Annotated in this window: 6 protein-coding genes; 3 read left to right on the top strand and 3 right to left on the bottom strand. The window is 43.3% G+C overall.

Features of this window, described 5'->3' with window-relative positions:
• On the top strand, positions 1 to 2109 hold a 2109-nt coding region (locus tag RTR63_RS05070), incomplete at its 5' end, for a 3'-5' exonuclease (RefSeq protein WP_312523044.1).
• Between the two features lie 29 nt (positions 2110 to 2138).
• Positions 2139 to 4112 (top strand): exodeoxyribonuclease V subunit alpha, encoded by a 1974-nt coding sequence (gene recD, locus RTR63_RS05065; protein WP_312523042.1) that lies wholly within the window; start codon positions 2139 to 2141, stop codon positions 4110 to 4112.
• Between the two features lie 103 nt (positions 4113 to 4215).
• On the opposite strand, the gene RTR63_RS05060 is transcribed toward recD, so the two are convergent.
• The 3 genes from RTR63_RS05060 to RTR63_RS05050 form a co-directional block, all read right to left on the bottom strand.
• Positions 4216 to 4773, bottom strand: a complete 558-nt coding sequence (locus tag RTR63_RS05060; RefSeq protein WP_007115322.1) for a hypoxanthine-guanine phosphoribosyltransferase — start codon at positions 4771 to 4773, stop codon at positions 4216 to 4218.
• A gap of 80 nt (positions 4774 to 4853) precedes the next feature.
• Positions 4854 to 5525 (bottom strand): hypothetical protein, encoded by a 672-nt coding sequence (locus RTR63_RS05055; protein WP_100270010.1) that lies wholly within the window; start codon positions 5523 to 5525, stop codon positions 4854 to 4856.
• A 12-nt stretch (positions 5526 to 5537) separates the two neighbouring features.
• Entirely contained in the window at positions 5538 to 6725 is a 1188-nt protein-coding gene (locus RTR63_RS05050) for a JmjC domain-containing protein (RefSeq protein WP_312523038.1), read from the bottom strand.
• A 259-nt stretch (positions 6726 to 6984) separates the two neighbouring features.
• On the opposite strand from RTR63_RS05050, the gene RTR63_RS05045 reads away from it, so the two are divergent.
• On the top strand, positions 6985 to 8649 hold the full coding sequence (locus tag RTR63_RS05045; protein WP_312523036.1) for a fatty acid--CoA ligase: 1665 nt from the start codon (positions 6985 to 6987) through the stop codon (positions 8647 to 8649).
• Positions 8650 to 8654: the final 5 nt, after the last annotated feature.

Here is an 8654-nt window from a genome sequence, read left to right as displayed (position 1 = left end):
CTGTTGACGCCATTTAGCGAATCAAAATTAAAATCCTTGATGTTGTCTAGTTTTTTTCAGCTGACCCTTGAGCAAATCAACCAGTTGTATGACGCGCTTAATCAAACTAACACCCAAGCGGCGCAAGGGCAAGCTCAGCCTCATCAAGCTCATCAAGCGTCAACAAACACCAGTTTGGCTGAGATTCAGCAGTTGGTATTGACCGCCAGCGAATTGTGGCAAAAACACAGTTTTTTGGTCGCTATACAATGGCTGCTCAATCAGCCCCTTACTTTACCCAACCAAATCACACGCAATTTTTGGCAGCGTCTTGCCAAACATCCAAATGGCGAGCGATTGCTCATCGATTTGCGCCAGTTGTTAGATATTATTAGCGACCAGTTCAATGGACAGGTAGGCGAGCATCAACTGTTTGAGTGGTTCTGCGCCCAAGTGCAACAGCAGCCAAAAGAAGATTGGTCAACGCAGCAGCGCTTGCCATCTGATGAAGGGGTGCAACTGATGACCGTTCACGCGTCTAAAGGCTTGGAGTTTCCGATAGTGTTTGTGGTTGGGTTTACCGGGGAGAGTAAAGCCAAGTTTCGTGGTGCGCCGTTATATCTGTATAGTATAAAAACCACCCATCAAGCAGCGCCCCAATTCACTCAAAAATTGACTCAAAACAATGATAACCCGCTGTTAAGCCGCCGATTGACCGCATTACCCAGCCAAATAGCCGATAACAACTCAATTAATCCAATCAATTATGTCGCCATTGAAGACCAATCTGCCTATGAGGAACGATTGCGATTATTGTACGTTGCCCTTACCCGCGCAAAAGAACAAGTGTATCTTGTGACTGTCGCCAAAAAATCTGCGGTGAAAAATTCTGCTTTGACGCCTTTCATGGACGATTTGGCAAAATTTGCTGTCAAAGAAACATTGACTGAAACAACCCATATCATAGATTCAAATAGCCTAAGCAAATACTATGACTCAAAGCTAAAATTTACACCCAAAACAAATAGGCAAAATGAGCAAAACGCTGCTATCAGTAAGATTGATTACGATGACATCATCAAAGTCATCACCATCGATACCTTTAAGGGATGGGCGAATACCAGTTTTACCGCATTGTCTCGTTATATCGACCATACCAGCGTTGACACAGTGGTTAATGCCGAAGACAGGCAAGATGATGATATTTTGTCAGCGGCGCAAACCAATTTATTACCTATCCCCAATAGTAGGCTAGGGGGGGAGCCAAGTAACGAGGTTAATTCCATTAGATTTAACTTTGAAAAAGGCACAAACCCGGGTACTTTTTTACATAGTGTTTTAGAAGACATCGCCAATAACTACAATGAAACCCCTGAGTTGGCTGTACCACAACAAGATGTGAGAGCAGACAAGTTAAAACGCTGGTCAGTCATGGTGGATCGCACATTAAGACGCTACCAAATGCCGAGCAATTATTTTTCTACAAAAGAAAGTAGTGCAGGGCAGTATGGCAACTGGCATGATATCAACATCGATGATTTGCAGCCGGATTATATCGCGTTGGTGGATTGGCTAGATGACATCATCCATACGCCGTTAGCCGCTTCGGCAGTCCCGCTGGTCAATATCAAACACAACCAAAAAGTTGCTGAATTAGGGTTTAATTTACGCTTAAACCAGCATTTGTCATTTAGCGACTTAAACGCGTTGTTTCACCAATTTGATATCCCACTGCAATTGCAAAGCCAAGAAGTCAACACCATGGTTTGGCAGTATCTCAAAGGGGAGATTGACTTGGTGTATCAGCACGGCACACAGTTTTTTATCGTCGATTATAAAAGCAATTATCTTGGCAATGATTTCGACAGTTATAACCCAGCGGCATTATATGATGCGATGACCACACATAGTTATTGGTTGCAAGCAAGCATTTACCAAGTAGCGCTGCATCGCTATCTCAAGCTGCGGCTACCCAATTATGACATTAATACCCATTTGGGGGCGGTCGAGTATGCTTTTATACGCGGTATGTCACCCAAACACGCTACCTGTGGGAAACTAATAAAACAGTTTGATAGTGCCTTTATCTTGGCACTCGATGATATGTTCGGCTATCCCAATGGCAATTAAAATTAACCATCACGCATAAAGAATTTATTATGAAAACAAATACGACTGAGCCAACCGCTACAATTGAAGAAACTGCCAAATTAACCCAATTAGCCAGTTTTATTCAATACCGCAAGCAGCAAAAATCACAGCTAACTAACACCAAAATAAATAAAAATAGCCTAAGCAAAGAAAACCAAAATAACAACAAAAAAACCAAAGAAAAACCGAAAATCTTGCAAATTTTTGACCAAATCAATGAACAATTGTCAGAAGGACATACCGTGTATGAAATGACGGTCAACAATGAGGAAGAAAAATCACTCATTGCAGCGTTGACGACCAATAACTGGGCAAGCGTAATAGGCGCGAACGGGGATGAGTTATACAACCATGACACCAATACACCTATCATTATTCAAAAGCTCACCCAACCAGATGATGAAGTTTCTGCAACAGAAAATAAATACCTGGTCTGGCTACATCGGCAATGGCATGCAGAACAATCGTTAGCCAAGCAGTTGATGAAAATTGCCCATAGAAAAGTGGCGGCGTTTAGTGGTATATCATCATCACAGGACATCGATAATGGTTTGGCGCCCAATGCGATGCAGCAACTCGCCATCGACAAGTCGAGTCAACACGCACTGAGTATTATTATCGGTGGACCTGGCACCGGTAAAACTTTTACCGTGGCTAAACTGGTAACCACGCTGCAAAAGGGGCATGAGCATAAAAGAAAACAGGACCCTAATTTACCGCCTTTATCTATCACCTTGACGGCACCCACAGGGAAGGCGGCGCAGCGTATGCAAGAGTCATTACGTATAAGCTTGCAAAAAAGTTTGCAGGATGAAGAAATCACTTTGGACAATGCAAAAACCTTACATCGGCTGTTGGGTATTGGTCGTGATGGCATACCACGCTATCACGCCAAAAATCCATTACCCGATGATTTGATTATTGTAGATGAAGCGTCCATGCTAGGGCTTGAGCTTGCCAGTCAGTTGGTTGATGCTATCAAACCCACGGGTCGGCTGATTTTGTTGGGTGATGCCAATCAGCTGGCTGCGGTAGATGCAGGGTCGGTTCTATCGGATTTGTGCGCGGTGACGCGTTTGCAGCCTTATATCACGGAATTGACCGAGTCAAAACGCTTTGATTCAAATTCAGTTGTCGGTCAGTTTGCGCTCGCCATTCAGCAAAATTTGCCTGCACCTAAAAAAATAAAGCTAATCCATAGTTTGCTGCAACCCATTGATTTACAATCAATCAAGCCATCTCAAAGTGAAAATCCAACCGACTTGGTTGCTAAAAAACAGCAAACAAAGCAGCAAACAGCCAATATTCCTTTTTACCCAATTGATGCGTCTTCGAGTTTGCCTGCTGTTTTTAACCAATTAGCGAAACCTTACCATCCATTTTTCGCGCTTATGCAGCAATGGTACAGCCAGCCTGTCAATATTTTTGAAGCGAATAATCGAAAAGGGTTGTTTGAGGTATTTGATAGGTATCGCATTCTGTGTGCAGGGCATCAAGGACAATTGGGCACCCAATCAATCAACCAAAAGATGAGCCTAGCTTTTACCGAGTTTTCCAAAATCACTCGAACCAAAGCTTACTTTTATCACGGTTTACCGATTATCATCCAAAACAATGATTATCAGTTGGGGTTATTCAATGGCGATATTGCGATTTGTCTGTTGTACCAAGGGCAGCTATACGCGTGTTTTGCAGAAAAAGTAATACCTATTCAGCGATTGAGCCGTGAAAGTTGTGACTATGCGTATGCGATGACCATCCATAAATCACAAGGCTCAGAATTTCATACGGTTGCCATTTGTATTGATAAAGCCCATACAAGGCTACTAAGCCAAGCGCTGATTTATACAGCGGTGACGCGCAGTAAATCCGCCTTATCCATATATAGCGCTAAAGAAAATTTTGAGTTAGCTGTGACGCAAAAAGCCGTGCGACAAACTGGCTTACAACTACAATTTGATTATCTTAACAACACCCTATAAAAGATAGGTCATAAATACAGACATCATAAAGAGATACCTTCTAAAAAAAATACACCATAAAAAAAGGTATCTAGCGATACCTCTTTATTGATGACCAGCAGTTTTACACATTTTTTAACGCATAAATCCCTGGCATATGGCGTAGATACCCGTGATAGTCCATACCGCAGCCATACACATAGCGATCTGCCACATCGAGACCCACAAAATCAACTTTAAACTCTTGCACTTTTCGGTCATGGAGTTTATTTAGTAGCACACAGGTGCGGATAGATTTTGGATTTTCTTTTGCCAGCTCGTCCACCACCGCTTTTAAGGTAATGCCTTCATCAAAAATATCATCAATCAATAAAATATCTTCACCCGCCAAATCAATTTCAGGTTTGAATTTCCATTCAAGTTCATTGGTGCCTTGGTTGTTGCGATAGCGGGTAGCATGGATATAGTACATACGATGATAAAAAGTAAACTGGGTAAGCAGTTGACCTGCTGGAATCAACCCGCCATTCATCACCACCATCACAATGGGATTTTGACCTGCATAGTGCAGGTTGACACTGGCTGCCAAACGCTCGTAAGCACTACTCACTTCAAAGCTACTGATGAGACATTCAGAATTGCGTAGCGCTTCTTCGATTTGCTGATTGCTAAGTTGATTCATGCTGGACCTATTAATTTAAAAAAATAAGTGGGCTATTGTAACGCAGTTTTAGCCAATTGAATAATAACGGTTAGCAATACCTAATCGTTAAATATTAACGCTTGGTAATGTTTGGTAAAACGCTCCAGCGATTCTTGTGGCATTTGTGGGATTAAACGGCGTAGCGCGATATCAATGACTTTGACGATGATGCCATCGGTCACTGGAATCGCCGCGCGTTTGAGCATATTTAAATTGAGCGTTTTGGTAAAGTCAACTAAGAAATGCTGCAAACAGGCCTTGGTTAGCTCGCCAAATAAGCGAATCAAATTTTGCTGCTCTTCAAGCCCGTTACCTGCTTGGACGTTTTGTATGGTAGTCAGTAAACTCTTTGCAAGCTCGTCAGTGAGTGGCACTGAGATACGACGTTCACCCGATTGGGTGTTTTTTAACACTTTTTGGTCAAAAAAATCAAAGCTGGGTAACACATCTTCATTTTTTGTAGGGCTTAACAGTGTGTTAATCAGTTTATCGCTAGTCGCTTCAATGGTTGCTGCGGTTTTAATCAAATGCGCTTTTCGTTCTGAATCATCCGGTAGCGATTCGATTAATTTAATCAGTAGCGCATCCATCAGCTCTTTACTGGTCAACTGGGTGATTTTATCGCGATAAACATCATAACGTTCGCTACTTTTGCTAGCAATCAGCTCATACGCCTTATCAATGGTAGCGCTCAGTTCTGCGGAAGGGGTAAACCCAAAATAATAGCTCATAATATTTTTTCGTTATCCAATGATTTCTTCAGGGTAATCAATCACTACCCAGCCATTTTCTATCCAGTCACAAATTATATCAGTTTCGACATCAGCTGCTTGCAAAATTTGCTCATCGACGGATTCGCCATTGGCGAGCCGAATGAGGAGTGTTTGCGCGTTAGCGGGCATATCATCCGAATCAATAACACAGCCATTGACATAAATTTTTGCTTGAGTTTGTGAATCCGCTTGGGTTTGGGTAAAGATAATGCGGCTAGACATATCTTGCCTGATGACCGCACCCGCTGCCAAGGCGCTTTGTATCTCATCAATATCGGCATACGTGTCAGGGAGCATCAGCTCATATTGCCGTTTGCTTACCGTTTCGCTAATCGCTTGAGTGATTATTTCATCGCCAAGTTCAGAGTTTAGTAGCGCTATCAGCTGCGCTTTGATATCTTGAATGCTGGCTATCGACAGCTCGCCTGCAACTGCGGGGGGTTGGTTGATTTTGAGGGGAATGGCTAAATCATCAAAATGGGTAGCGACATCCGCCAAACTATCGAGCAGCTGTAAAGGAGTAGGGCGCCTAAAGCCAAAGGAAAAAGTCAAACAATCCTCAACGGCGACCCCGTAATGGGAGAGATTGGTCGGCACATATAGCACATCGCCCGGCTCAAGCACCTCATCAAATATCAGCTCGCCCATCTCATTCATCAAACGAATCGGTTGACCTGCTTCAAATTGGGTTGTTTGGTCGCAATACTTGCCCAATTGCCAATGACGTTTGCCGTACCCTTGCGCCAAAAAGACATCGTAATTGTCATAATGCTTGCCAACGCTGCCACCTGATGGCGCATACGACACCATGATATCATCACGTTGCCACTGTGGAATAAAATCAAACGCATGCCATAGGTTGCCAAGTGCTGGCGACCATTGTTCCATATTTTGCACCAGTACCGTCCAATGTTTTGGCAGTTTTTGAAAGTCTTTGGCGGTAAGAGGACTGGTTTTAAGTGACCATTGCTGGTTATTTTCGCTAATGAGTCGGGCAGTGGCGTCTTCATCTTGGGCAAGTCCGACGATATCGTCTGGCTCAAACATACCAACCAATTGCGGCAAGCCCTGCTTGATTAGCAGTGGTTTTTTTTGCCAGTACTCGCTCAAAAATTGTTCGGGGCTGATATCGCTAGGCAAACAAAAATGCTGGGTCATATTTTTTCGTTCAGTGAGGATATGTAACGCGCATTATAGCAAAGGCAGTCTATCAAAACCCTATAATAAAATTTTTTTCACCAAAGTGTAAAAAAAGCGTAAAAATATGAAACATATTGAACTGGAAAGTTTCATATTTTTGGTTGTATTGGCTATAGCGCTCGTATATAGTCAATACTCACAAGGAAGTACTCACAGCAAAGTTAGACGAGCAATATTTGATTGACTCGTTGGTTATACCACAACAAAGGAATGTTCTATGACAGCTATTTTAAATCAGCACGAAAACTACCTACAAGCCGACCAAGCTTATGATTTTCCCTTGCTTATCAAAAATTTATTGTCTCGTGCCAAAGTGGTCTCTGGCAACAAAAAAATCCATTATGCCGACAAAACCAGCTACACCTATCATGAGTTTTTCAAACGTGTCAATCGCTTAGCCAATGTCTTAAAAGGCTTAAACCTACAAAAAGGCGATGTGGTTGCAGTCATGGATTGGGATACACACCGTTATTTGGAGTGTTATTTTGCCATCCCGATGTGTGGCTATATCTTGCAAACCGTCAATGTGCGTTTGTCAGAAGACAAAGTGCTATATACCATCAATCATGCCAAACCAAAAGCGCTACTGTTAAATTCAGAATTTTCACCGATGATCAAAAGCCATACCCAAGATGCGCCATCGGTCGAGCATGTGATTTGGTTGGATGATAACAACACGCCAATGCCCCCATACGCCCAAGGCGAATATGAAGCCATGCTAGCACAAGCCAGCGATGAGTACGAGTTTGAAGATTTTGATGAAAACACCATTGCCACAACCTTCTATACCAGCGGTACAACCGGCAATCCCAAAGGCGTATTTTTTAGCCATCGTCAAATCGTCCTGCATACGCTCGTCGTCGCAATTGGCTGTGCGCTGAATGTCGAAGGTCAAGGGCTACGCTACTCGGATGTCTATATGCCAATGACACCGATGTTTCATGTCCATGCTTGGGGGTTTCCATTTGTCGCAACCATGCTAGGGCTGGAGCAAATCTATCCAGGTCGCTATGTGCCTTCCACCATGGTTGACTTGGTAAAAAAACACAAAGTCACCACCACCCATGGCGTGCCAACGATTTTGCAAATGCTACTGGGTGAAATCAACAAACGCCAAGAAAAATTCAATGGCTTAAAAATGGTCGTCGGTGGCTCTAAGCTTAATCAAGGACTTGCCAAAATGGCTGTAGCCAGCGGCATCGAAGTGTCTACGGGTTATGGTATGTCAGAGACTTGTCCTATTATCAGCATTGTCAGCTTTGATGAAACATTCCAACATATGAGCGAAGAGCAACAAATTGAGCATCGCTGCTTGTCTGGCTCACCGGTGCCATTGGTCGATTTGCAAATCTGGCATAACGGCAAACGTATGCCAAACGATGGCACATCCACAGGCGAAATCGTGGTGCGTTCACCTTGGTTGACGCAGAGTTATTACAAAAATCAGGATGCAGGCAACGAGCTGTGGGAGGGCGGTTATCTGCATACCCAGGACATCGGTTGGATGGACGCAAAAGGCAATGTTAAAATCACCGACCGGCTAAAAGATGTCATCAAATCGGGTGGTGAATGGATCTCTTCGCTTGAAATAGAAACCATCATGTCATTACACCCAAGCGTTGCCGACATTGCTGTGATTGCGATTCCTGATGCGCGCTGGGGTGAGCGTCCGATGGCATTGATTGTGCTCAAACCCGATTATCAAGACACCAAAGCTGAAGACATCATCGCGATTGCGCAGCAAGCGTATGAGCGCGGTCATTTGCCAAAATACGGTATTCCACAGGATGTGAAATTTATCACGGAATTGCCAAAAACCAGCGTGGGTAAAATTGATAAAAAAGTCATCCGCGATCAATATGCGCAAGGGTTATTTGCTTAGACTGT

Origin of the sequence: Moraxella sp. CTOTU47724 (assembly GCF_032014955.1) — a bacterium.
In the GTDB taxonomy this organism is placed as follows: domain Bacteria; phylum Pseudomonadota; class Gammaproteobacteria; order Pseudomonadales; family Moraxellaceae; genus Faucicola; species Faucicola tetraodonis.
Note: the sequence above shows the minus strand (reverse complement) of the source record. Positions and strands in the feature narration are given on the sequence as shown.

Bases quoted from the DNA above. Each gene is read 5' to 3' on its own strand.
- recD (WP_312523042.1), top strand. From the start codon at position 2,139: ATGAAAACAAATACGACTGAGCCAACCGCTACAATTGAAGAAACTGCC.
- RTR63_RS05060 (WP_007115322.1), bottom strand. From the start codon at position 4,773: ATGAATCAACTTAGCAATCAGCAAATCGAAGAAGCGCTACGCAATTCT.
- RTR63_RS05055 (WP_100270010.1), bottom strand. From the start codon at position 5,525: ATGAGCTATTATTTTGGGTTTACCCCTTCCGCAGAACTGAGCGCTACC.
- RTR63_RS05050 (WP_312523038.1), bottom strand. From the start codon at position 6,725: ATGACCCAGCATTTTTGTTTGCCTAGCGATATCAGCCCCGAACAATTT.
- RTR63_RS05045 (WP_312523036.1), top strand. From the start codon at position 6,985: ATGACAGCTATTTTAAATCAGCACGAAAACTACCTACAAGCCGACCAA.